This window comes from Stenotrophomonas sp. YJH_SMC_17 (assembly GCF_059371655.1).
Genome location: NZ_JCAFUU010000002.1, coordinates 457,727 through 481,062 on the forward strand (window position 1 = coordinate 457,727; position 23,336 = coordinate 481,062).

At 67.9% G+C, this 23,336-nt stretch carries 18 protein-coding genes; 14 read left to right on the top strand and 4 right to left on the bottom strand.

The genetic code is table 11. The annotated features are described in order from the left end of the window. Positions 1 to 119 precede the first annotated feature (119 nt). Together greB and AC5P8Z_RS07110 are read right to left on the bottom strand one after the other, a co-directional pair. On the bottom strand, positions 120 to 623 hold the full coding sequence (gene greB / locus AC5P8Z_RS07105) for a transcription elongation factor GreB (protein ID WP_286069270.1): 504 nt from the start codon (positions 621 to 623) through the stop codon (positions 120 to 122). Positions 624 to 748: 125 nt separating this feature from the next. Continuing rightward, positions 749 to 2,254: a helicase HerA-like domain-containing protein gene (locus tag AC5P8Z_RS07110; protein ID WP_495228572.1), complete on the bottom strand. Its 1,506-nt coding sequence runs from the start codon at positions 2,252 to 2,254 to the stop codon at positions 749 to 751. 122 nt (positions 2,255 to 2,376) lie between these two features. Here AC5P8Z_RS07110 and AC5P8Z_RS07115 point away from each other — a divergent pair, with 122 nt between their 5' ends. Both AC5P8Z_RS07115 and AC5P8Z_RS07120 read left to right on the top strand, forming a co-directional pair. After that, positions 2,377 to 3,990, top strand: coding sequence for a transglycosylase SLT domain-containing protein (locus AC5P8Z_RS07115; RefSeq protein ID WP_495228573.1), 1,614 nt, complete (start codon positions 2,377 to 2,379; stop codon positions 3,988 to 3,990). Between the two features lie 22 nt (positions 3,991 to 4,012). Continuing rightward, on the top strand, positions 4,013 to 4,360 hold the full coding sequence (locus AC5P8Z_RS07120) for a ribonuclease E inhibitor RraB (RefSeq protein WP_180865668.1): 348 nt from the start codon (positions 4,013 to 4,015) through the stop codon (positions 4,358 to 4,360). A 94-nt stretch (positions 4,361 to 4,454) separates the two neighbouring features. On the opposite strand, the gene asd is transcribed toward AC5P8Z_RS07120, so the two are convergent. Continuing rightward, positions 4,455 to 5,297: an archaetidylserine decarboxylase gene (asd, locus tag AC5P8Z_RS07125; RefSeq protein ID WP_197578321.1), complete on the bottom strand. Its 843-nt coding sequence runs from the start codon at positions 5,295 to 5,297 to the stop codon at positions 4,455 to 4,457. Beyond that, on the bottom strand, positions 5,294 to 5,944 hold the full coding sequence (locus AC5P8Z_RS07130) for an SCO family protein (protein ID WP_495228576.1): 651 nt from the start codon (positions 5,942 to 5,944) through the stop codon (positions 5,294 to 5,296). The genes asd and AC5P8Z_RS07130 overlap by 4 nt, the downstream gene beginning before the upstream one ends. 122 nt (positions 5,945 to 6,066) lie before the next feature. On the opposite strand from AC5P8Z_RS07130, the gene prmB reads away from it, so the two are divergent. The 12 genes from prmB (at position 6,067) to AC5P8Z_RS07190 (ending at position 23,303) form a co-directional block, all read left to right on the top strand. Next, a complete protein-coding gene (gene prmB / locus AC5P8Z_RS07135) occupies positions 6,067 to 6,996 on the top strand; it encodes a 50S ribosomal protein L3 N(5)-glutamine methyltransferase (RefSeq protein WP_495228577.1) in 930 nt (309 codons plus the stop codon). Beyond that, entirely contained in the window at positions 6,993 to 8,096 is a 1,104-nt protein-coding gene (gene aroC, locus AC5P8Z_RS07140; RefSeq protein WP_495228578.1) for a chorismate synthase, read from the top strand. Before prmB ends, aroC begins: the two co-directional genes overlap by 4 nt. Then, positions 8,089 to 9,126 (top strand): 2-hydroxyacid dehydrogenase, encoded by a 1,038-nt coding sequence (locus AC5P8Z_RS07145; protein ID WP_495228579.1) that lies wholly within the window; start codon positions 8,089 to 8,091, stop codon positions 9,124 to 9,126. The genes aroC and AC5P8Z_RS07145 overlap by 8 nt, the downstream gene beginning before the upstream one ends. Before the next feature lie 89 nt (positions 9,127 to 9,215). Continuing rightward, positions 9,216 to 10,244 carry an aspartate-semialdehyde dehydrogenase gene (locus AC5P8Z_RS07150; protein ID WP_495228581.1) on the top strand — a complete coding sequence of 343 codons (1,029 nt, stop codon included), beginning with the start codon at positions 9,216 to 9,218 and terminating at the stop codon, positions 10,242 to 10,244. A gap of 130 nt (positions 10,245 to 10,374) precedes the next feature. Next, positions 10,375 to 12,417, top strand: coding sequence for a motility hub landmark protein FimV (locus AC5P8Z_RS07155; RefSeq protein ID WP_495228582.1), 2,043 nt, complete (start codon positions 10,375 to 10,377; stop codon positions 12,415 to 12,417). 26 nt (positions 12,418 to 12,443) lie between these two features. Continuing rightward, positions 12,444 to 12,806 (top strand): VOC family protein, encoded by a 363-nt coding sequence (locus tag AC5P8Z_RS07160; protein ID WP_286069258.1) that lies wholly within the window; start codon positions 12,444 to 12,446, stop codon positions 12,804 to 12,806. Positions 12,807 to 12,838: 32 nt separating this feature from the next. Continuing rightward, entirely contained in the window at positions 12,839 to 13,609 is a 771-nt protein-coding gene (gene truA, locus AC5P8Z_RS07165; RefSeq protein WP_295568596.1) for a tRNA pseudouridine(38-40) synthase TruA, read from the top strand. Then, the gene (locus AC5P8Z_RS07170; RefSeq protein ID WP_286069256.1) at positions 13,606 to 14,262 is read left to right on the top strand and encodes a phosphoribosylanthranilate isomerase; all 657 of its coding nucleotides are present in this window, start codon (positions 13,606 to 13,608) and stop codon (positions 14,260 to 14,262) included. Before truA ends, AC5P8Z_RS07170 begins: the two co-directional genes overlap by 4 nt. A 168-nt stretch (positions 14,263 to 14,430) precedes the next feature. After that, positions 14,431 to 15,102: a hypothetical protein gene (locus AC5P8Z_RS07175; RefSeq protein WP_286069255.1), complete on the top strand. Its 672-nt coding sequence runs from the start codon at positions 14,431 to 14,433 to the stop codon at positions 15,100 to 15,102. After that, positions 15,102 to 17,120: a hypothetical protein gene (locus AC5P8Z_RS07180; RefSeq protein ID WP_286069253.1), complete on the top strand. Its 2,019-nt coding sequence runs from the start codon at positions 15,102 to 15,104 to the stop codon at positions 17,118 to 17,120. Before AC5P8Z_RS07175 ends, AC5P8Z_RS07180 begins: the two co-directional genes overlap by 1 nt. Positions 17,121 to 17,205: 85 nt before the next feature. Next, the gene (locus AC5P8Z_RS07185) at positions 17,206 to 22,599 is read left to right on the top strand and encodes a DNA repair ATPase (protein ID WP_495228584.1); all 5,394 of its coding nucleotides are present in this window, start codon (positions 17,206 to 17,208) and stop codon (positions 22,597 to 22,599) included. Then, a complete protein-coding gene (locus AC5P8Z_RS07190; RefSeq protein WP_495228585.1) occupies positions 22,596 to 23,303 on the top strand; it encodes a hypothetical protein in 708 nt (235 codons plus the stop codon). Before AC5P8Z_RS07185 ends, AC5P8Z_RS07190 begins: the two co-directional genes overlap by 4 nt. Positions 23,304 to 23,336: the final 33 nt, after the last annotated feature.

Sequence of the window (23,336 nt, forward strand, 5' to 3'; positions counted from 1 at the left end):
GAGTCATCAACCGCGATGGGGATCGCGGTGCGTTTGCTGTCCGGCTGCGGAGGTTTGTGCCGCGCTTCGCGCGGTAGTCGACTGACAGTAGACTCTACAGGACCCGGTTTCGTTGCCGGTCACGCGGCATATTCCACGCCGATCACCGCGAAGGTGAACAGCCCGCCGGGCAGTTCCACCGAGAACTCGTCATCCAGGCGCTTCTTCAGCAGCGCGCGCGCCAGTGGCGAATCGATGCTGATCCAGCCAAGCCCCGCGTCCGTCTCATCCGGCCCGACAATGCGATAGCGGCTGGTGTCGCCGCTGTCGACGTTTTCCAGCTCCACCCACGCGCCGAAGAACACCGCCTGCGGATCGGTCGGTGTGGTGTCGACCACGCGCAGCGATTCCAGCCGCTTGGTCAGGTAGCGCACGCGGCGGTCGATCTCACCCAGCTGTTTCTTGCGGTAGGTGTACTCGGCGTTCTCGGAGCGGTCGCCCTCGGCCGCGGCGGCGGCCAGCGCCTTCACCACCTCGGGGCGACGCACCCGCCACAGGTCATCCAGTTCGGCCTTCAGGCGCGCATGCCCGGAGGCGGTGATCAGGGCGGTGCTCTTTTCTGCGGGGGGACGCCAGCGGGACATGCAGTGCGACTTCTTTTCTGGATGACGAAGGGGAGAGCGGTCAGAGCCCTTCCTTGCGGAAGGGATCCGACCCCGGGGTCAGATCCCTTTCACACGGAAAGGGCTCTGACACCAACGGGTGCAACTCAGCGCTTGCCGCCGAAAATGCCACCCAGGATGCCGCGCACGATCTGGTTGCCCAGCTTGGTGCCGACCGTGCGCGTGGTCTGCTTGGCCATCGTCTCGATCATGCCCTGGCGGCGCTTGGTGCCGAAAATCGCATCCTTGATCGCCTGGCCGAAACCGCCTTCCTGCGCTTCGTCCTGCTCGCGGCTGCGGGCGGCCGGCGCCTGCGCCTGCTCGACCGTCTTCTGCGCGCGCTGGGCCAGCAGTTCGGCGGCCGATTCACGGTTGATCGCCGTGTCGTAACGACTGCCGACCGGGCTGCCGGCACGCACCTGGGTACGCTCGGTCTCGGTGATCGGTCCCATCCGGCAGCGCGGCGGCGCGATCATCGTCTGCTGCACCGGCATCGGCACACCCTTGTCCTGCAGCGTGGACACCAGCGCCTCGCCGGTGCCGAGCTGGCTGAGCACCTTGGCCACGTCCAGCTTCGGGTTCGGCACGAAGGTTTCGGCAGCGGTCTTCACTGCCTTCTGGTCGCGCGGGGTGAACGCACGCAGCGCGTGCTGCACGCGGTTGCCGAGCTGGCCGAGGATGTTGCCCGGCACGTCATCAGGGAACTGCGAGCAGAAATAAACGCCCACGCCCTTGGAGCGGATCAGCCGCACCACCTGCTCGATGCGCTGCACCAGCGACGCGGGCGCGTCGTCGAACAACAGGTGGGCTTCGTCGAAGATGAAGACCAGCTTCGGCTTGTCCAGGTCGCCCACTTCCGGCAGCTGCTCGAACAGTTCCGACAGCAGCCACAGCAGGAAGGTGGAATAGAGCTTGGGCTTGAGCACCAGCTGGTCGGCGGCGAGGATGCCGATCATGCCGCGGCCGTCGTGATTGACCCGCATGATGTCGGCCAGTTCCAGTGCCGGTTCGCCGAAGAAATTCTCGCCGCCGTCCTGCGCCAGGCGCAGCACCGAACGCTGGATCGCGGCGATCGACTGCGCGCTGACCAGGCCGTACTCGGTGGAGATGTCCTTGCGCTCCTCGGCCACCAGGCCGAGCAGGGCGCGCAGGTCGTCCATGTCCAGCAGCAGCAGGCCACGGTCGTCGGCCAGCTTGAACACGATGTCGAGCACGCCGGACTGGGTGTCGTTCAACTCAAGGATGCGCGCCAGCAGGGTCGGGCCCATCTCGCTGACCGTGGTGCGCACCGGGTGGCCGAGCTTGCCGTACAGGTCCCAGAAAATGGTGGGGCTTCCGGCCGGCGCATAGTCCGCCACACCGATCTCGGCGGCGCGCTGGAGCAGGGTCTCGGCGCCGGTGCCGGGCACCGCCAGGCCGGACACATCGCCCTTCACATCGGCCAGGAATACCGGTACGCCCAGCCGCGAGAAACCCTCGGCCAGGGTCATCAGGGTCACCGTCTTGCCGGTGCCGGTGGCGCCGGCCACCAGGCCGTGGCGGTTGCCGAGTTTCGGCAGCAGGGTGACGGCAATATCGTCGGTAATGCCTTTGCCGAGCAGAATCGGATCCATGGTCCAGCCCTTGTGGTGAATAGCCCAATGTTAACCGTCGGCGGAGACGGGCCGAAGGTCGGCTTGCCCGGACCTTGGCGGCGCCGCTACTCTGCCTGCCTGTTTCGCACACAGTGCCATCAATGCCCGTTCCTGTCCTGATTTCCCGTGGTTGGCCGCTGCTGGCCCTGGCCGGCCTGGTTTCCCTGGCACCCGACGCCCATGCGCAGCGGGTTTCGGCCCGGGACAAGGTGAAGGTGGATGCGCTGCAGCAGCGCATGACTGCCGCCGAGAAGCGCTACAGCGACGCCCTGTTGCTGGTCGCCAATTCCGACCCGAAGGGCAGCAACGAGGCTGATGCCGCGCTGGAGGACATGGAAGACGTCCTCAACGACTGCGTGAAGCAGAAGGGCTGCCAGATGGGCACCCTGCTGGCAAGCTACAAGCGCCTGCTCAAGCACGACGCCGATGCGGCAGGCAACGATGAGGTGGCCGACGAGAGCGGTGACCGCCTGGAGGCCGACCCCGACCATATCGGCCCGCTCACCGCCGACGTGCCCGAGGCCGCCCGCGCCGCCGCGCTGCTCAACGACAAGCGGCACGCCTTCGACACCATGGTCGAGTACAACCCTGCCGTGCAGGCGGGCATCCGCCGCTGGCTGACCGACATGCGCCCGGCGCTGCTGACCAGCTACGAGAACTACCAGAACCTGCGCGCGGTGATGTGGCCGGAATGGGAAAAGCGCGGCCTGCCCGAGGCGCTGCTGTTCGGCATCATGGCCAAGGAATCCAACGGCCGCGTGCATGCGTCCTCACGTGCCGGCGCCGCGGGCCTGATGCAGTTCATGCCGGCCACCGGTCGTCGTTTCGGCCTGGGCCCGGATGGCACCGGCTTCGATACGCGCTTCGATGCGCGCAGCGCCGCCGAGGCCAGCGCCAGCTATCTCAACGAACGCCTGCGCGAACTGAACAACAACGTGGAAATGTCGGTGGCTGCCTACAACGGCGGTGAGGGCCGTGCGGCGCGCGTGTTCAAGCAGAGCGGCGGGCAGAGTTTCTGGACCGACAGCGTCTACAACCAGTTCCCCGGCGAGACCAAGGACTATGTGCCGATGGTGATCGCGGCGGCCTGGATCTTCCTGCACCCGCAGCAGTACGGCGTGGAATTCCCGAAGATCAGCGCACAGCCGGCTACGCTGCGCCTGGCCAAGTCCACCACCATCTACGAACTGACCATCTGCCTGGGCAGCCACGGTACCCGCGATGGCTACATGCGCGCGCTGCGCAACCTCAACCCGCGCTACGAAGCCGACGGCTGGATTCCGGCCGGCACGCTGATCAACGCGACGACGCGCATCGCCGGCCTGTACCAGCGCAACTGCGTCAGCGGCCCGCGTGCCGACCTGGCCCGTACCCTGATCACCGCCGATCTGAACGCAGCGATCAAGCGTCCGACCGCTGCCAGCTACACCGGCAGCGTGGCCGTGGGCGGTGTGGTGCCGGTGGCCGATGCGGCCGCGTCCACCAGCGTGCCGACCACCCCGGTGGCGCCGGTGGCGCCGGTGGCGGCCCCGCGCCCGACGGCGCGCCCGAAGCCGGTGCGCAGCCACAAGGTGGGCAAGGGCGAGACCCTGGGCGCCATCGCGGCGAAATTCCAGTGCGACGTGCCGACCCTGGCCCGCGCCAATGGCCTGAAGGCCCCGGCCTACAGCCTGCGCCACGGCCAGACGCTGAAGCTGCAGGGCTGCGACAAGTAATCCCCCGACCCCTGGAATCCGCATGGACCTCGAAGACACCCGCAACCTGTTCGCCAACCTTCGCGAAAACACCGACTGGGACATCACCGGCCCGTTGCTGTGGGGGTACTTCTTCGTGCACTCCACTGCCGAGCCCTTGCAGGCATTGGCCGAGCACCTGCAGGCGCAGGGTTACAGCTTCGTTGAGCTGTTCGAGCAGGAGCCGGAAGAGGGTGACGCGCCCTTCCACGTGCTGCACGTGGAGCGCGTGGAGATCCACGACGAAGCGTCGCTGGACCGTCGCAACCAGGAATTCGCTGCGCTGGCTGCGGAGAAGGGCGTGGAAGACTACGACGGCATGGACGTGGGCCCAGCCCCGGCCCTGCAGTAACGGACCGCTTTCCGTAGAGCCGAGCCCATGCTCGGCTGCCGGCAAAAACAGCCGAGCATGGGCTCGGCTCTACAGGCCCGGTATTGCCGCTTCCTCAGCGCAGCGTTGCCAGTGCCTGGCCCAGCTGCACCGGGCTTTCGGCGCCCAGCTGCGGGGCGAACTCGGCCACGCCCGGCGGCAGCAGCACGATGACGGTGGAGCCGTAGTTGAAGCGCGCCATCTCGGCGAAGCGCTCCAGCTTGATGCCCTGGCCACGGTAGTCCTTGCGGGTGATGCGGTCGCCGTAGGCCGGAATCTCCTCGCCGCTCCACACCGTTTCCACGCCGGACACCAGCAGTGCGCCGACCATCACGCTGACCATCGGGCCAAAGCTGGTGTCGAAGTGGCAGACCAGGCGCTCGTTGCGGGCAAACAAGCGCGGCACGCCGTTCACCGCGGCCGGGCCGACGCTGAACAGGCGACCCGGCACGTGCACGGTCTCGCGCAGGGTGCCGGTCCACGGCATGTGCACGCGGTGATAGTCGCGCGGCGACAGATACACGGTGGCGTACAGGCCGTCGTTGTACGGCTTGGCGTCCTCGTCGCTGCCCAGCAGCTCGGCGGCGGTGAACGATTGGCCCTTGGCCTGGAAGATGCGGCCGGCCTCGATCTTCCCCAGCTGGCTGATGCGGCCGTCGGCCGGCATCACCAGGCTGCGCGGATCGGCATCGGCCACGCGCGCGCCCGGCTTCAGCGCACGGGTGAAGAACTGGTTGAAGGTCGCATAGCTGCGCGGGTCCGGGTTGGCTGCTTCGTCCAGGTTGACGTTGAACTTGCGGGTGACCGTGTCGATCAGCCAGCGCGACACGCGCGGATCGTCCGAGTACGCCAGCGAACGCGCCATCGAGGACAGCAGGCGGTGGGGCAGGGCGTACGTCAGGGCGGTGGTGAGGCTCATGGGGCGGTTTTCTCGGTCAGCTTCTGCAGGTCGCGGGCGATGGCCGGCGCGTTGAACGGGGGGCGCACCAGGCCGGCAAGGCGGCCCTGCGGGTCGAGCACGGCCAGGCTGGCCGAATGCTCGACGGTGTAATCCTCGGGGTTCTCGTCAAAGTGCTTGCCCGGCACCTTCTGGAACACGAAGCCCAGCGAGGTGGCAAAGCGCTCCAGCGAAGGAACGTCGGCGGTGGCGGCCAGGGTGTCCTTGTGGAAGCCGTGCACGTACTCGCCCAGGCGGGTGGCGCTGTCGCGGTCCGGGTCGACCGAGATGAACAGCACGCGCGGGCGCAGGGTGTCAGGCAGGGCTTCCCACTGGTTCTGCGCGCCGGCCAGCTCGGCCAGGGTGGTGGGGCACACGTCCGGGCAGAAGGTGAAGCCCAGGAACACCAGGGTCCAGTGGCCCTTCAGTTCGCCCGGGATCAGGCGGGTGCCATCGGACTGGGCCAGGTTGAAATCGGGCAGCTCCCGCGGTTGCGGGTACAGGGTGATCGCTTCGGTGGCCGGGGCATTGGCCGGCGGCTTCGGCGCGAACACCTGCTGGGCGGCCAGCAGGCCGAGCCCCGCGGCCAGGGCGATCAGCAGGATGATGCCGGCATTGCGATTGAACATGAGGGCTCCCGCGCGAAATGGGCTCCATCATACCGGCTGCGGCCCGATCGTTTCCGCCGCAACGGATGCCGCCGCGGGCGCCAGCCCCTATAATCGGGGGCCACTTTGCCCGCAGTACCGCCATGACCGCTGAAACGGCCGCCGAACTCCACACGATCATCGATCTGATCCGCTACGGCACCAGCCGTTTCAACGAAGCCGGGCTGACCTTCGGTCACAGCTACGACAATGCGCTGGACGAGGCCACCCAGCTGGTGCTGCACAGCCTGCACCTGCCGCATGACCTCGGCCCGGCGTACGGCCAGGCGCGCCTGCTGCAGGTCGAGAAGCTGCGCGTGCTGGAGCTGTTCCAGCGCCGCATCGACGAACGCATCCCGGCGGCCTACCTGACCGGCGAGGCCTGGTTCGCCGGCCTGAGCTTCAAGAGCGACACGCGCGCCCTGGTGCCGCGCTCGCCGATCGCCGAACTGATCGAATGCGGCTTCGAGCCGTGGCTGGCCGGCCGCGATGTCCGCCGCGCGCTGGACCTGTGCACCGGTTCGGGCTGCATCGCCATCGCCATGGGCCACTACTACCCGAACTGGGAAGTGGATGGCGTCGACCTCAGTGACGACGCGCTGTCGCTGGCTGAAGAGAACAAGGAGCGCCTGCAGGCGCACAACGTCACCCTGATCAAGTCGGACCTGTTCAACGGCCTGACCGGCCGCCACTACGACCTGATCGTCACCAACCCGCCGTACGTCACCAACGACGAGACCGATGCCCTGCCGCAGGAATACTCCTTCGAGCCGGAAATGGGCCTGCGTGCGGGTGATGATGGCCTTGACCTGGTGCTGAAGATCCTGCGCGACGCGCCGCTGCACCTGAGCGAAGACGGCCTGCTGATCTGCGAAGTGGGTGAATCCGAGCAGCACCTGATCAAGCTGCTGCCGGAAGTCGACTTCGCCTGGATCGAGTTCAAGGTCGGCCAGATGGGCATCTTCGCGGTCGAGTGCCGCGAACTGATCGCCCACAGCGCGCGCATCACCGAACTGGCGGCGCAGCGCCCGTGAGCTCCAATTCGTTCGGCAAGCTGTTCACCGTCACCACGTTCGGCGAGTCGCACGGGCCGGCCATCGGCTGCGTGATCGATGGCTGCCCGCCGGGGCTGGCGCTGGACGCGGCCGAATTCGCCCACGACCTGCAGCGCCGCGCCACCGGCAAGAGCCGCCACACCTCGGCGCGTCGCGAGGCCGATGACGTCGAGATCCTGTCCGGCGTGTACGAGGGCCTGACCACCGGCACCCCGATCGCGCTGCTGATCCGCAACACCGACCAGCGCAGCAAGGACTACGCCAACATCGGCCAGCAGTTCCGGCCGGGTCATGCCGACTACAGCTACTGGCACAAGTACGGCATCCGTGACCCGCGCGGTGGCGGTCGTTCCTCGGCGCGCGAGACCACCATGCGCGTGGCCGCCGGCGTGGTCGCCAAGAAGTGGCTTGCCGAGCGCTTCGGCGTGACCGTGCGTGGCTACCTGTCGCAGCTGGGCGAGATCACGCCGGCCGGCTTCGACTGGTCGGCGGTGGAAGACAATCCGTTCTTCTGGCCGCATGCCGCACAGGTGCCCGAGCTGGAGGCGTACATGGATGCGCTGCGCAAGTCCGGTGATTCGGTGGGTGCGCGCGTGGACGTGGTGGCCGACAACGTGCCGCCGGGCTGGGGCGAGCCGATCTACGGCAAGCTCGACGGTGAACTGGCCGCGGCGTTGATGAGCATCAATGCCGTGAAGGGCGTGGAGATCGGCGATGGCTTTGCCAGTGCTGCGCAGAAGGGCACCGAACACCGTGACCTGCTGACCCCGCAGGGCTTCGCCAGCAACCATGCCGGCGGCATCCTCGGTGGCATCTCCACCGGTCAGCCGGTAGTTGCGTCCATTGCGCTGAAGCCCACCTCCAGCCTGCGCCTGCCGGGCCCGTCGCTGGATACGGCCGGCAACGTGGTCGAAGTGGTCACCACCGGCCGTCACGACCCCTGCGTCGGCATCCGCGCCACCCCGATCGCCGAGGCGATGGTGGCGATGGTGCTGATGGACCAGGCGCTGCGCCATCGCGCGCAGTGCGGCGATGTGGGCACGATCACGCCACGCATTCCCGGGCAGATCGATGGCTGACACGCGGCCGACGGTGTGGGTGAGCCAGCCCCTGATCGACGCGGCCATCGCGCCGTTGCGCGATCGCGTGCAGCTGCTGGCCACCGAAACCGTCACCGCCTGGTCGCCGCAGCAGATCGCCGAGCGCCTGGCCTCGGTCGACGGCGCGATCATCACCCTCAACGAGCGCATCGGCGCGGCCCAGCTGGCAGACGCCACGCAGTTGCAGGTGATCGCCAATGTCGGCGTCGGCTACAACAACCTGGATGTCGACGCGCTCAGTGCGGCCGGCATCCTCGCCAGCAACACGCCGGACGTCCTCACCGAGACCACGGCCGACCTCGGTTTCGCCCTGCTGATGGCCACCGCGCGCCGCATCACCGAATCGGAGCGCTGGCTGCGCGAGGGCAAGTGGGGGCAATGGTCGTTCCAGACCATGCTCGGTGCCGACATCCATGGCAGCACGCTGGGTATCCTCGGCATGGGCCGCATCGGCCAGGGCATCGCCCGCCGTGGTGCGCACGGGTTCGGCATGAAGGTGCTGTACCACAACCGTTCGCGCCTGCCGGCCGAGACCGGAGCCGTGCTCGGCGCGACCTACGTGGACCTGGACACGCTGCTGGCGCAGTCCGACCACCTGGTCACCGTGCTGCCCTACACCCCGGCCTCGCACCACATCATCGATGCGGCGGCACTGTCGAGGATGAAGCCGTCGGCCACGCTGGTGAACATTGCCCGTGGCGGCATCGTGGACGAGCTGGCGCTGGCCGATGCGCTGGCCAACGGCCGCCTTGCTGCCGCCGGTCTGGACGTCTACGAGGGCGAACCGACGGTGCGCCCTGAACTGCTGGCGCTGCGCAACGTGGTGCTGACCCCGCACATCGGCAGCGCCTCGCTGGCCACGCGCACGGCGATGGTGCAGCTGGCCGTGGACAACCTGCTGGCCGGCCTCGGCCTGGCCGGCGACGCGGCGCACATGCCGAGCGCGATCAACGCAGACGCGGCCCTGGCTGCGCGCGTGATCCTGGGCAAAAAAGCCGGCAAACGATAGGGAACCTTCGCGCGTCCCGCTTGAGAAGGTTCCCCGAACCCAGCTGTCGTGCACGATTTTCCCCTTCCCGTTTCCGTGAGAGTTCCCCCATGAGCAATGCACAGCGCAGTTTTCACGTCGCCATCGTCGGCGCCACCGGTGCGGTCGGCGAGACCATGCTGGCCATCCTGGCCGAGCGCGGTTTCCCGGTCGGCACCCTGAGCCTGCTCGCCTCCGAGCGTTCGGCCGGTGGCGAGGTCGAGTTCAACGGCCAGAAGATCAAGATCCAGGACCTGGCCACGTTCGATCCGAGCGGTGTTGAGATCGCCCTGTTCTCGGCCGGCGGCAGCGTGTCGAAGGAGTACGCGCCGAAGTTCGCCGCTGCCGGTGCGGTGGTGATCGACAACTCCTCGGCCTTCCGTTACGACGATGACGTGCCGCTGGTGGTGTCCGAGGTCAACCCGGACCAGGTCGGCAACAGACCGCGCGGCATCATCGCCAACCCGAACTGCTCGACCATGCAGATGCTGGTGGCGCTGGCGCCGCTGCACCGCGAGTACGGCATCGAGCGCATCAACGTCTCCACCTACCAGTCGGTGTCCGGCGGCGGCCGTTCGGCGATGGAAGAGCTGGGCAAGCAGACCGGCCAGCTGCTGAGCTTCCAGGAGATCGATCCGCAGCGCTTCCCGGTGCAGATCGCTTTCAACCTGATCCCGCACATCGACGACTTCCAGGACAACGGCTTCACCAAGGAAGAGATGAAGCTGGTCTGGGAAACCCGAAAGATCCTCGGTGACGAGAGCATCTTGGTGAACCCGACCGCCGTGCGCGTGCCGGTGTTCTACGGTCACTCCGAATCGGTGGCGATCGAGACCCGCGACAAGGTGACCGTGGCCGAAGCGCGCGCGCTGCTGGAACAGTCGCCGGGCGTGGAAGTGGTGGACCGCCATGAAGCCGGTGGCTACCCGACCCCGGTCACCCACGCCTCGGGCACCGATGCGGTGTACGTCGGCCGCATCCGTGAAGACCTGTCGCACCCGCGCGGCCTGAATCTGTGGATCGTGTCGGACAACGTGCGCAAGGGCGCTGCCCTGAACGCCGTGCAGCTGGCCGAGCTGGTCGCCGCCGAACAGCGATGATGGAGAGGCCGGGCATTGCCCGGCCTTTTCCGTAGAGCCGAGCCCACGCTCGGCTCAGGCCATGCAGCCCAGCATGGGCTCGCCTCTACATGGGTGCGGACCGTGGTCCGCACGCTTTATAGTGTCGCCCATGAATAAACGGGCCAGGGGCGCAAAGCGCCCGCTCCTCTATCTTTCCACCGCGCTGCTGGCCCTGGCCAGCAGTTCGGCACTCGCACTGGGCCTGGGTGACATCCGTGTCCTGTCCAAGCCGGGGCAGCCCTTGCTGGCCGAAATCCCGGTGGTCTCGGCCGACCCGTCCGAGCTGGAGAACCTGCGCGTCGCGCTGGCCTCACCGGTCACCTTCGAACGCGTCGGCCTGCAGCGGCCGACCGGGTTGGTCAGCGAGCTGCAGTTCGAACTGACCCGCGATGCGCAGGGCAGGGCCGTGGTGCGGGTGACCTCGCAGGCGCCGGTCGAGACCCCGTCGCTGAGCTTCCTGATCGAAGCCGACTGGGGCCAGGGCCGCCTGGTGCGCGAGTACTCGGCACTGGTCGATGCACCGTCCAGCGCGCTGGCCGTCACCGAGCCGGAGATCGTGGCGCCGGCCGGCACACTGTCCAATACCATCGCCCGCGAGCCGGCGCCTGCACCTGCTGCAGCGATGCCCGATGCACCGCCACGGGCACCTGCCGCGACAGCCGCGGCGGCTCCATCACGGCCGCGTGCGGAGCCTGCACCGGTTGCGGCAGCGCCGGCCGACGGCAGCATCACCGTGCAGCGCGGTCAGACCCTGTCGCAGATCGCCAGTGCGGTGGCGCGAGGTAACCAGGTCAGCCGCGATCGCGCGATGATTGCCCTGTTGCGCGCCAATCCCGAAGCCTTCATCCGTGGCAACGTCAATCTGCTCAAGCAGGGCGCCGTGCTGCGCATGCCGGACCGCGATGCGCTTGCTGCAGTCGACGCCGCCGAGGCCGCTGCGCTGGTAAGCGAGCATGCCGCGCAATGGCGGCAGGCGCGTACCGTGCCGCAACCGGCGGGTACGGTCGCACCGGTTGCCAAGGCGGCGTCCACCGCCGATACCTCCCCGGCTGCGGCCAACGGGGCACGACTTGAGATCGCTCCGGCGCTGGCGTCCGACGCCGCGCGCGCGGGCACAACCACCGGCACCGCTGCCGGCAGCGAGGGTGACATGCTGGGCAACGAACAACTGCGCCAGGCGCGTGAGGACATCGCCACCCGTGATGCCGAAATCGGTGAACTGAAGCAGCGCGTGGCCGATCTGGAAAAGCTGAAGGAGCAGCAGCAGTCGTTGATCGCGATGAAGGACAACGACCTGGCTGCGGCGCAGCAGCGCCTGGCACAGGCACCGGGCGCCCGCGATGCCGCGACGCCGTGGTACTGGCTGGGCCTGCCGGTGCTGCTGCTGGCGGCGGGGGCGGCCTGGTTGCTGCGCCGTCGCAAACCTTCGCCGCTGCCACCGCTGCGTGAAGAGGATGATGCCGCTGGCCTGACCGCCGCGGTACCGGCAGGGGCCGCACTGGATACGCTGGCGGAGCAGTCCTCGTGGTCCTCGGCGGTGGCCGATGGCGGCCGCCAGGAGCCGGCGATGCCGGCCTGGGCGAGTGAGCACGAGGTCCATGCCGACCCTCTGTCCGAGCCGGTCGACGCGCATGCGGTGCAGGCCGAGTGGCAGGCCGGCACGCTGCACGACGAGGAGGCCGTGGCATTGCCGACGGCGGTGACCGATCTGCCGCGCTGGGACGAGCCCACGACTGCACACGATGACGTTGCCGTGGTGCCGGAACCGGATGAGCCGGCCGCACCGGAGGCTCCGGCCGAAGTAGCGGTGCCGGACTACGCGCTGCATGCCGAACAGCAGCCGCAGTTCCGCGGTGTGTTCGATCTGCCGGCCGAAGCGCATCAGAGCGAGCCCCCGGCGGATGTCAATCATCATGACGGGATCGGCAGTATCGGCACGCAGCATGCCGAGCAGGACGCTTCGGGTGCGACTGCGGCAGCCGGCGATGCTGGCTGGCCACCGCGTGCCGGCCAGGAGCGCCTGGAGCTGGCCATTGCCTACCTTGACCTGGGCGACGCGCAGACCGCGCGCACCCTGCTGCTGGAGGTCGCCGAAGGCGGCGATCCGCACAGCCAGGCCCAGGCCCGCGAACTGCTCGCCCGCCTGCCGTGACCGAACCTGCCGACAAGGACCTTGCCATGAGCCGCGAGCGCCGCATCGACTACGTTGAATTCGCCTCCAGCGACCCGGCCGCCAGCCGTGCCTTCTTCGAGAAGGTGTTCGGCTGGTCGTTCGTCGACTATGGCAGCGACTACACCGCTTTCGACGACGGCCGCCTGCAGGGAGGCTTCTTCCGCGGCCAGCCACAGCGGGCCAGCGACAGCGGTGCACCGCTGCTGGTGCTGTATGCCGACGCACTGGCACCGGTCGAGGCATCGGTACGCGCCGCCGGCGGCGAGATCGTGCGTGCCGTGTTCTCTTTCCCCGGGGGCAGCCGCTTCCAGTTCGTCGAGCCCGGTGGCAACGAACTGGCGGTCTGGTCCGAACGCGATCCGGCGTGAGCGCCGCCCCACACGCAACATCGAGGTAGCACATGCGTTACGCGCTTGGCGTCGAGTACGACGGCAGCGATTTCAGGGGCTGGCAGAACCTGGGCGAGGGTGGCCCCAGCGTGCAGGCCAGCCTTGAGCAGGCCCTGTCGTCGGTGGCCGATGCGCCGCTGCAGGTGGTCTGCGCCGGCCGCACCGATGCCGGCGTGCACGGCCAATGCCAGGTCGTGCATTTCGACACCGACGTGGTGCGCGACCCGCGCGCCTGGATGCTGGGCACCACCACCCGCCTGCCGCGCTCGATCGCGGTGCGCTGGTGCGTGCCGGTGGCCGATGATTTCCATGCCCGCTTCTCGGCACGCGCGCGGCGTTACCGCTACCGCCTGCTCAACCGCGATGTGCGGCCGGCGCTGGGCCGTCAGACCCTGAGCTGGGAGCGCCGCGCGCTTGACGAAACCCTGATGCATGCCGCGGGCCAGGCCCTGCTCGGTGAGAACGACTTCAGCGCGTTCCGCTCGGTGCAGTGCCAGGCCCTGCATGCGCGGCGTGAACTGCAGTCGCTGCAGGTCAGCCGAGAGGGTGAAGTGATCGAAGTCGCTGTGCGCGGCAATGCATTCCTTCATCACATGGTCCGCAATATCGTCGGATCGTTGATCCTGGTGGGCAGCGGCGAGAAGCCGGTGGAATGGATCGCCGAACTGCTGGCAGGGCGCGATCGCACCGTAGCCGGTCCCACCGCACCGCCGCAGGGCCTGGTGTTCCTTGGGCCCCTGTACCCCGACAACTGGCATCTGCCCGCCGAGGTCACGCTATGAGCCGCTCCTACTACCGTACGCGCATCAAGTTCTGTGGAATGACCCGTGCCGGCGACGTCCGCCTGGCCGGCGAGCTGGGCGTGGACGCGGTGGGTTTCATTTTTGCCCGGGAGAGCAGCCGCCGTGTGGCTCCGGCCGAGGCGCGTGCGATGCGCCAGGCGATCGCGCCGATGGTCGACGTGGTGGCGCTGTTCCGCAACAACAGCAGGGAAGAGGTGCGCGAGGTACTGCGCACGGTACGGCCGACCCTGTTGCAGTTCCACGGCGAGGAAGACGAGAGCTTCTGCCGCAGCTTCAACATGCCGTACCTGAAAGCGATCGCCATGGGCGGGCGTGAGGAGATCAACGCCCGCACCCTGCAGCTGCGCTATCCCAGCGCCGCTGGCTTCCTGTTCGACAGCCATGCGCCCGGCGGCGGTGGCGGCACCGGCGTGGCCTTCGACTGGGGCCGGATCCCGACCGGCCTGCATCGCCCGTTCCTGCTGGCCGGTGGCCTGAACCCGGACAACGTCTACGACGCGGTGCTGGCCACCCTGCCGTGGGGCGTGGATGTCTCAAGCGGCATCGAGCTGGAACCGGGCATCAAGGATGGCTACAAGATGCGCACCTTCGTCGAGGAAGTGCGCCGCGCGGACTGCACGGTTCTGGAGTGATCGGCGTCACCGTTTATCGCAATCTGCATCTGGATTTGAGCCTGCACGTATTCTTCACATAGGATGGAACCAAGCGCGCCTGCCATGAAGGCTGGCGCGGGGATCACCGGGACGCGCTCTGCGCGTTCCGAACGGGCGATCGCCGCCCACAGCCCAGGAAGGCAAGCGATGCAGGAATTCTTCAGCGTTGTGTTCGGTTTCCCGACCCTGCCGTACAGCATCGTGCTGGCGGTATCGCTGATCTATTGGGGGCTCGCCGCATTCGGCCTGGTCGACGATGGCTTCGGCGATCTTGGCGCCGATGGCGCCCTGGACGGCGGCAACGATCTCAGCGGCCTGTCGGCCCTGCTGCAGCGCTTCGGCCTGGGGGGAGTGCCAGTCATGGTCGTGGTCACGCTGTTGGGCTTCTTCGGCTGGGCGCTGACCTATTTCATCCATCTTTTCGTGCTGTTGCCGTTGCCGGACCTGTTGCGCTGGACGGCCGGCGCGGTCGTGGCCGTGCTGGCTCCGCTGCCTGCCGTACCGGTCACCGCGCTGCTGCTGCACCCCATCCGGCGGTTCCTGCTGCGCCTGCGGCCGGTGGCCCAGGCCTCGTTGCTGGGGCGCATCGGTGTGGTCGCCTCGCCGAAAGTGGATGCCCGCAGCGGCCACGCCACGTTCGATGACGGTGGTGCCGGGCTGGTGCTGCAGGTGCGCAGCGACATCGAACTGCAGCGAGGCGAGCGCATCGTGCTGGTCGAGCACGTGGCCGACCAACACCATTACCGGGTAGTCCGCGCCGACGCGGTCGCCCTCGATTTCCAGGACAACCTGCTTCCGGGCAACAAGGAGAATCACTGATGACGTTGGCAACCATGGCACCCTTCCTGATCGGCGTGGCCGTTCTGCTGGTGGCGCTGCTCGGCCTGGCCGGGCTGTTCAAGGCCTTCTACCGCAAGGTCGACCAGGGCGTGGCCCTGATCGTCAACGACATGAGCTCCACGCCCAAGGTGCATTTCACCGGTGCCCTGATCATCCCGGTGCTGTACCGCGCCGAGTTGATGCGGATCAGCCTGATCACCCTGCAGATCGACCGCCGCGGCAAGGAGGGCCTGATCTGCCGCGACAACATGCGTGCCGACATCGCCGTGGCCTTCTACCTGCGGGTCAATGAAACCCAGGCCGATGTGCTGCGCGTGGCCAAGGCCATCGGTGCGGACCGCGCGTCGGACAAGCATGCCGTCGACGAGCTGTTCAACGCCAAGTTCTCCGAGGCACTGAAGACCGTCGGCAAGAAGTTCGACTTCACCGAACTGTTCGAGAAGCGCCAGGAGTTCCGCGACGAGATCATCGCGGTCATCGGCAATGACCTGAACGGGTATGTGCTGGAAGACGTGGCGATCGATTACCTGGAACAGACGCCGAAGTCGCTGCTGGACCAGTTCAACATCCTCGACGCGCAGGGCATCCGCAAGATCACCGAACTGACCGCCGCGCAGAACGTGGTGACCAACGAGCTGGAGCAGAACGAGAAGCTCGCCATCACCAAGAAGAACGTGGAGGCGCGTGAGGCGCTGCTGGCGCTGGAACGCCAGCAGGCCGAGGCCGAGGCACGCCAGAAGCGCGAGATCGAGACCATCCGCGCGCGCGAGGAGGCCGAGACCGCCAAGGTGCAGGAAGAGCAGCGCCAGCTGTCCGAGAATGCACGCATCGAAGCACAGCAGCTGATCGAGATCCGTGACCAGAACCGCCTGCGCGAAGTGGAAGTGGCCGAGCAGAACCGCCAGCGTGCCGTGGCCATCGAGGCCGAGCGCGTGGAGCGCGCACGCCAGCTGGAGCAGGTCACCACCGACCGCGAAGTGCAGCTGCAGGGTGTGGAGCGCGACAAGGTGGTCGAGCAGGGCAAGATGGACGTGGCCAACATCACCCGCGAACGCATCTCCATCGACAAGACCGTGGCCCAGGAAGAGGAGCGCATCAAGGAAGTGCGCGAGGTTTCCGAAGCCGACCGCCAGAAGCAGGTGCTGATCCTGGAAGCCGAAGCCAAGGCACAGGAAGCGCTGGTGCGCGAGGTGAAGGAAGCGCAGGCACGCGAAACCGCGTCCAAGCACCGTGCCGTTGAACTGACCACCCTGGCCCAGGCCGAGCACGAAGCGGCCGGCAAGCAGGCCGAGGCCAAGCGCCTGCTGGCCGATGCGCTGCGTGCCGAACAGGCCGCGCCGGGCCTGGCCGAAGCGCAGGTGCGTGAAGCCTCCGCGCTGGCCATCGAGAAGGTCGGCATCGCCGAAGCCCGCGTGATCGAGGCCAAGGCCGAAGCCAGCCTGAAGCAGGGCAGCAACGAGGCCCGTGTGCTGGCCGAGACGCTGCAGGCCCAGGCCCAGGGCGAAGAGAAGATGGGCCTGGCCCGTGCCACCGCCACCGAGTCGCTGGGCAATGCCGAGGCGGGCGTGGTGCAGAAGAAGCTGCTGGCCGAGGCCGAAGGCCTGGTGCGCAAGTTCGAGGCCATCGCTTCGCTGAGCGACCAGGCACGCGGCCATGAAGAGTTCCGCATGATGCTGGACAACAGCCTGAAGCAGGCGCTGGCCTCGATCGAAGCCGGCAAGGAAGTGTCGCGCGAGAACGCCAACGTCATCGCCAGCGCGCTGCGCAATGCCGACATCGACCTGGTCGGCGGCGACGGCGGCATGTTCGAGAACCTGGTCAAGGCGGTGTCACTGGGCAAGTCGATCGAAGGCTTCGCCGGCAAGAGCCCGATCGTGCAGGAGCTGATGCAGCGCTACCTGGGCGTGGCCGTGGCCGAACCGGCACCGCGGCAGATTGCCGACGAAGCCGACGCCGTGCCGACCGTGTCGGCTGCCGTGCTCGACAGCGCCCGTTGATGCACCTGGCGGTGGCCATGACGGCCACCGCCGGCCTGCGCCGGCCGCATCGACGGCCGGCCGCCCGTGACCCGGAAGCCTGCTGATGTCTGAAACCCAATCGACCGCCGAATCCACTGTGCCGGAGGCCGGCGGCAGCACCGTCGACCAGGCCGTCGCCCAGGGCGGTGCCTACGAAGTCCTGCGCCGCCGCCTCGGCGAGCAGGGCCAGCGCCTGCAGGCCCTGGCCGAGACCCTCAACCGCCAGCGTCTGTCCGAATTCGGTGACAGCCGCCTGGAGGTGATCGGCCGCTTCCGCATCCGCAGCGAGAACAACTGCGTCGGCCGCGACATCGTGCAGGTGGGCCCGGACCGCCTGCTGTTCGGCTACAACGTGTTCATCGGGCTCAAGACCCAGACCCGCATCGAGGATGTGTTCGGCCTGTACCGGCTGGTGCAGGGGGCCGACGGCTACGACGTCGCTGCGCTGGAGCTGAAGGGAAGTTTCCTGGACCAGCCCGGTTTCGTGCACGACTTCAACGAGCTGTACGCCTACTACAAGCATGCACGCCTGCTGCAGTTGATCGTGGTGGGCGACAAGCTGCTGGCCTCGTTCCAGATCGGCGAGCGCAGCAGCGACGTGCGCGTGTTCCGCTGGGCGCTGTCGCGCGAAGGCGAGCTGACCTACCTCGACGCGCGCGGCGAACGCGATATCGCACTGCCGCCACCGTTCGATTTCGAATGGACCAGGGCCACCCGCGACCTCGCGGTCAACGGCCGCCATTCGCACCTGAACATCCTCGACACCCTGTTCGTGGAAACCACCGGTGGCGACCTGACCATCAAGGTCGAGAACAACACCGAGACCGGACAGGGCATCTACAGCGAACCGGTGGAAGACAGCACCCAGTCGCTGGACGACGCCCAGTTCGAGTTCGCCCGCGTCGGCTCGCTGCTGCTGCTGAAGGTGCTGCCCTATCGCGAAACCGTCTGGCGCGGGCTTATCTACAACACGCTCACCGGCGACATCGTGCGCAACGATGCGATCGTGCAGGCCTGCGTGCAGCTGCCCGAAGACCACGGCGTGATCTTCCCGGGCGGCTACTACCTGCAGGGCGGCGAGCACAAGGCGTTCGACGCCTCGATGGCCGGCATGCAGTTCAAGCGCAGCATCCGTTCGCCCAATGGCGAGGACGTGCTGTACATCTTCTACGAGCGCGAAGGCGGGCGCTCGGCGCTGTTCGTCTACAACACCATCCAGCGCGTGCTGCAGAACCCGGTGTTCGGCCACGGCTATGCGTTCATGCAGGATGGGCGCATGGTGCTGTTCCATGCCGAGGGCACCGAGCCCACGCGCATCCACCCGATGCAGGTCTGGCAGACGCCGTTCAGCAGCGACGAGTTCGCCGCCAGCCGTCCGCCCGGCAACACTTTCATGGGCCGCATCGGCAATGCCGAGCTGGTGCGCGGCATCTCCAACCTGTTCAACCTGGCCCGCGAGATCGACGGCCAGGATGTGTCGGTGCAGCGCTACCAGCGGCTGGTGGCCGATACCCGCCGCCTGTTCGATGCGCACCACTGGCTGGGCGACGAGGCCTGCGACGGCGCTGAAGCACTGCTGCGGCAGATCAGCGCCACCGGCGAATCGGTGTTGGACGAATACGAGAAGGTCCAATCCATCCGTGAGCAGTCGGCGCAGGCAATGGTCGAGGCGGAGGCCAGCTTCAAGGCCCTGCTGGGCCGGCTGCAGCCGCAGAACTGGAACGAGGTGCAGGCCTTCGTCGAGGCACTGAACGAGATCACCGCGCTACGCGGGCGCCTGCTGACCATCCGTGAGCTGCGCTACATCGACACCGCGCGCATCGAAGCGATGGCCGCCGAGCTGGTACAGGCGCAGGACCGCGTTGGTGGCGCCACCGGCGAATTCCTCGCTGGCGATGCCGCGCTGGCGCCGCTGGGCAGCCGCCTGCAGGCGCTGGACGAGGCTGCGCAGCAGGCCGGCAGTGCGCGCCAGCTGGACGAGCAGCTGGACGGCATGCGTGGCATGGCCGCCGATCTGGACATGCTGTCCGAACTGATGGCCGGGCTGAAGGTGGACGATGCCACCGCGCGTACCCGCGTGGTTGAATCCATTTCCGCGCTGTACGGGCGCCTGAACCAGGCGCGTACCCGCGCCGAACAGCGCCGCCGCACCCTCGGTTCGGCCGAGGCGGTGGCCCAGTTCGCCGCCCAGTTCGCGTTGTTCTCGCAGTCGATCACCAGCGCGCTGGCGATGGCCCATGATCCGGAAAAGGCCGACGAACAGCTGTCGCGCCTGCTGGTGCAGCTGGAAGAACTGGAAAGCCAGTTCGGCGAGCACGAGCAGTTCCTCGGCGACATCCTCAGCAAGCGCGAGGAACTGGTCGAGGCCTTCGAGACGCACAAGCAGGCGTTGCTGGACGACCGCCAGCGCAAAGCGCGCTCGGTACTGGACGCGGCCAACCGCATCCTTGATGGCCTGGCCAAGCGCACCGAGCGTTTCGCCACCGCTGATGAACTCAATGCGTTCTTCGCCGGTGACCCGCTGATCCTCAAGCTGCGCGAACTGGCCGAGCGCCTGCGCGCGCTGCGCGACAACGTCAAGGCCGATGACATCGAGGCGCGCCTGAAGGCCGTGCGCGACCAGGCCGTGCGCCAGCTGCGCGACCGCAGCGACCTGTACGAAGCCGGTGGCAACGTGGTCCGGCTGGGGCCGCGCCACCGCTTCAGCGTCAACACCCAGGCCCTGGACCTGACCCTCTTGCCGCGCGGCGACACGCTGGCCATCCACCTGACCGGCACCGACTTCCTGGAAACCCTGCACGACCCGGAGCTGGAGGCACTCAAGCCGTTCTGGCCGGTGACGCTGGATTCGGAATCCGAGGCGATCTATCGCGGCGAATACCTGGCCGGCAGCCTGCTGCTGGCCGCGCAGCAGGGCCACGATGGGCTGGACCTGGCGCAGCTGCAGCACGATGTCGCCACGCCTGAAGCACTGGACCAGCGCGTTCGTGCGTTCGCCGCACCGCGCTACCGCGAAGGCTACGAGCGTGGCATCCACGATCACGACGCCGCGTTGATCCTGCGCGCGCTGCTGCCCTTGCAGCAGTCCGCGGGCACGTTGCGCCATGCGCCGCGGGTGCGCGCGCTGGCCCTGCTGTTCTGGGCGGCCCAGCAGCGCGAAGAAGCGGTGCTGCAGTGGCCCAGCCGGCAGGCCGGTGCGGAAACCATCGACCGCCTGTTCGGCTCCGACGAAGGACGTGTCGCCCTGCGCGCGGAAATGGCGGTGGCACTGAGCGCGTTCGCGCAGGCGCAGTCGCTGCCTTTCGACGATGAAGCCGCCGACGCGGCAGCGGCCTATCTGGGCGAAGAACTGGTCAACGGCGAACCGGTGTTCAGCACCAGCAAGCATGCCCAGGCCCTGCTGGAGGCCCTGGCACAGCAGTTGGACCAGGTCGGGCAGCGTGAAGCACTGGAGCGCGCCCTGCAGCGGGCGCAGGATCCGCTGGCCGCGCGCTGGGCGCTGGCCGGTCAATGGCTGCGCGCGCTGGCCGGGCTGCCGGCACAGGCCGTGCATGCCGGGTATGCCGACGAGGCGGCCGCGCTGCTGCTGGTGCAGCGCCAGCTGCGCACGCGGGGCAGCGACGCACCGCTGCGCGTGGAGGTGAACGGCCTGCTGGGAGAACATCCGCGCATCCACAACGGTACGCTGTCGTTGTCGCTGGACGATTTCCTGTCACGCCTGCAGCACCACCTGAAGCGCTTCGTACCGGATTTCCACGCATATCAAGCGGTGCGCCAGAGCATCATCGCCCGTGAGCGGCAGACACTGCGCCTGTCCGAATTCAAGGCACGGCCGTTGTCTTCGTTCGTGCGCAACAAGCTGATCAACGATGTCTATCTGGGCGTGATCGGTGACAACCTGGCCAAGCAGATGGGCACGGTGGGCGAGAACAAGCGCAGCGACCTTATGGGCCTGCTGATGATGATTTCGCCGCCGGGCTACGGCAAGACCACGCTGATGGAATACGTGGCCCACCGGCTGGGCCTGGTCTTCATGAAGATCAACGGCCCGGCGCTGGGTCACGAGGTGCGTTCGCTGGACCCGGAACAGGCACCGGACGCGACCTCGCGCCAGGAGCTTGAAAAGCTCAACCTGGCGCTGGAGATGGGCAACAACACCATGCTGTATGTCGATGACATCCAGCACACCCATCCCGAGTTCCTGCAGAAGTTCATTTCGCTGTGCGACGGCACCCGACGCATCGAAGGCGTGTGGCGTGGCCGCACCCGCACCTATGACATGCGTGGCAAGAAGTTCTGCGTGGTCATGGCCGGCAACCCGTACACCGAGTCCGGCGAGGTGTTCAAGATTCCGGACATGCTGGCCAACCGTGCCGACATCTACAATCTCGGCGACGTGCTGGGGGGCATGGAAGCGGCGTTCACCCTCAGCTACATCGAAAACAGCCTGACCTCCAACCCGGTACTGGCGCCGCTGGCCACGCGGGACATGGCCGACCTGTATGTGCTGGTCGATCGTGCAATGGGCAAGGACGTGTCCACCAACGGCCTCAGCCATGCCTACAGCAGCGCCGAAATCAACGAAATCACCGCTACGCTGCAGCGCATGCTGCGCGTTCGCGACGTGGTCTACCGGGTCAACCAGCAGTACATCGCCAGTGCCGCACAGGACGACCGCTACCGCACCGAGCCGCCGTTCCGGCTGCAGGGCAGCTACCGCAACATGAACAAGCTGGCCGAGAAGATCTCGCCGGTGATGAACGAGGACGAGCTGCAGCAGCTGATCTCCGACCACTACCTGGGCGAGGCGCAGCTGCTCACCACCGGCGCTGAGGAAAACCTGCTGAAGCTGGCCGAACTGCGCGGCGTGCTGGATGAGGTGCAGTCGCGGCGCTGGGCACAGATCAAGCGCGATTTCCTGCGCAACAAGGCCATGGGGGCCGACGACAGCGATGTCGGTGGACGCGTGGTCGCACAGTTGGCAGACATCGCCAGCGCGTTGCAGCTGCCGCCGCCGGCGCCCGAAGTGGCCCCTGCTGCCGTCGCCGAGCCCGCGCCGTGGCCGGCATTGCTGGAGGCCCTGCAGCGCTTGTCCGAAACACGCTCCGTGCCCGCTTCGCCGGTACCGGCCGCGGTCGCCCACAGCGCGCCGGCCACGCCGCTGGCCGAAGACCTGCAGGCCGGGTTGGCGCCTCTGGTTGAACTGCTGGCGGCATCACAGGCGCAGCAGGCACAGGTGTCGCAGACCCTGGCGGCGTTCGCCGGTTGGGCGCGACAGCAGGTCGAGCGCGGTGGCCCCAGTGCGGTGCCGCAGCGTGCGCGCGTGCGTCGCGCCACGACGCCGGAAGAACGTGCACTGGATGAAGCGCTGATGCGTCACTTCTACGGCGAGTCGCTGCCGCCGGAAGACACGGAAGGCACCGTAGCGACGGCACCGCAGCCGCCCCCGCTGCCGTGACCGCGCGGACGCCACTGCCATCGCCGATGCTGCCGGATGCCGCTGATGTCGTTGTGCTGGCCGAGTACGGTGCGCCGCTGCTGCAGGCACTTGCCCAGCGCGCCGCACCCTTGCCGCCGGTTGCAGGCGAAGGCCTGGTGGCGGCGCTGGCGCGCATCGCGCTGGCGCTGCAGGTCGCGAATCCTGCGCAGATCCGCCGACAGGAAGGCTGGTGGGGGCGCCTGCTTGGACGCGATGTCGACCGCGAGGCGGAAGGGCGTGCGCTGCAGTCGCAGCTGGGCGTGCTGGCGCTGCAGGCGCGCGAACAGGCCCAGCACCTGCAACAGCACCAGCAGGCGCGGGCCCTGGCCATCGCCGAGCATGCAGAGGCGGCCACGGCATTGGACGCCTGGGCCGAACGGGGCGCTTCACGGCTGGCGCAGTGCGACGCGGCCGGCGCGGCCGCGCTGTCGCAACGGCTGGACCACCTGCGTCGGCTGGCCGCGCTGCATCGCGTCGAGGCCGCCCAGTGGCAGCTGCTGCAGGAGCAGGACACGGTGCTGCTGCAACGCTTCGCGCGCATCCATGATGTCCTGCTGCCGGCCTGGCGACAGGCCGCACTGGCGGAGCAGGCCGGTGCAGGCGCTGCATTGGCGGGAAAGGCCGCCACGCTGCATGCCCGGATCGAAGACGAGGTTGCGGCGGCTCACGCTAGACTGCCGTGAGCCGGCCGCCGCTGCCGCTTACCCAACCGCAAG

Bases quoted from the DNA above. Each gene is read 5' to 3' on its own strand.
- asd (WP_197578321.1), bottom strand. From the start codon at position 5,297: ATGAGCCTCACCACCGCCCTGACGTACGCCCTGCCCCACCGCCTGCTG.
- AC5P8Z_RS07185 (WP_495228584.1), top strand. From the start codon at position 17,206: ATGTCTGAAACCCAATCGACCGCCGAATCCACTGTGCCGGAGGCCGGC.
- AC5P8Z_RS07175 (WP_286069255.1), top strand. From the start codon at position 14,431: ATGCAGGAATTCTTCAGCGTTGTGTTCGGTTTCCCGACCCTGCCGTAC.
- AC5P8Z_RS07155 (WP_495228582.1), top strand. From the start codon at position 10,375: ATGAATAAACGGGCCAGGGGCGCAAAGCGCCCGCTCCTCTATCTTTCC.
- AC5P8Z_RS07130 (WP_495228576.1), bottom strand. From the start codon at position 5,944: ATGTTCAATCGCAATGCCGGCATCATCCTGCTGATCGCCCTGGCCGCG.
- prmB (WP_495228577.1), top strand. From the start codon at position 6,067: ATGACCGCTGAAACGGCCGCCGAACTCCACACGATCATCGATCTGATC.
- truA (WP_295568596.1), top strand. From the start codon at position 12,839: ATGCGTTACGCGCTTGGCGTCGAGTACGACGGCAGCGATTTCAGGGGC.
- AC5P8Z_RS07180 (WP_286069253.1), top strand. From the start codon at position 15,102: ATGACGTTGGCAACCATGGCACCCTTCCTGATCGGCGTGGCCGTTCTG.
- AC5P8Z_RS07160 (WP_286069258.1), top strand. From the start codon at position 12,444: ATGAGCCGCGAGCGCCGCATCGACTACGTTGAATTCGCCTCCAGCGAC.
- greB (WP_286069270.1), bottom strand. From the start codon at position 623: ATGTCCCGCTGGCGTCCCCCCGCAGAAAAGAGCACCGCCCTGATCACC.
- AC5P8Z_RS07115 (WP_495228573.1), top strand. From the start codon at position 2,377: ATGCCCGTTCCTGTCCTGATTTCCCGTGGTTGGCCGCTGCTGGCCCTG.
- AC5P8Z_RS07170 (WP_286069256.1), top strand. From the start codon at position 13,606: ATGAGCCGCTCCTACTACCGTACGCGCATCAAGTTCTGTGGAATGACC.
- AC5P8Z_RS07145 (WP_495228579.1), top strand. From the start codon at position 8,089: ATGGCTGACACGCGGCCGACGGTGTGGGTGAGCCAGCCCCTGATCGAC.
- AC5P8Z_RS07150 (WP_495228581.1), top strand. From the start codon at position 9,216: ATGAGCAATGCACAGCGCAGTTTTCACGTCGCCATCGTCGGCGCCACC.
- AC5P8Z_RS07120 (WP_180865668.1), top strand. From the start codon at position 4,013: ATGGACCTCGAAGACACCCGCAACCTGTTCGCCAACCTTCGCGAAAAC.
- AC5P8Z_RS07110 (WP_495228572.1), bottom strand. From the start codon at position 2,254: ATGGATCCGATTCTGCTCGGCAAAGGCATTACCGACGATATTGCCGTC.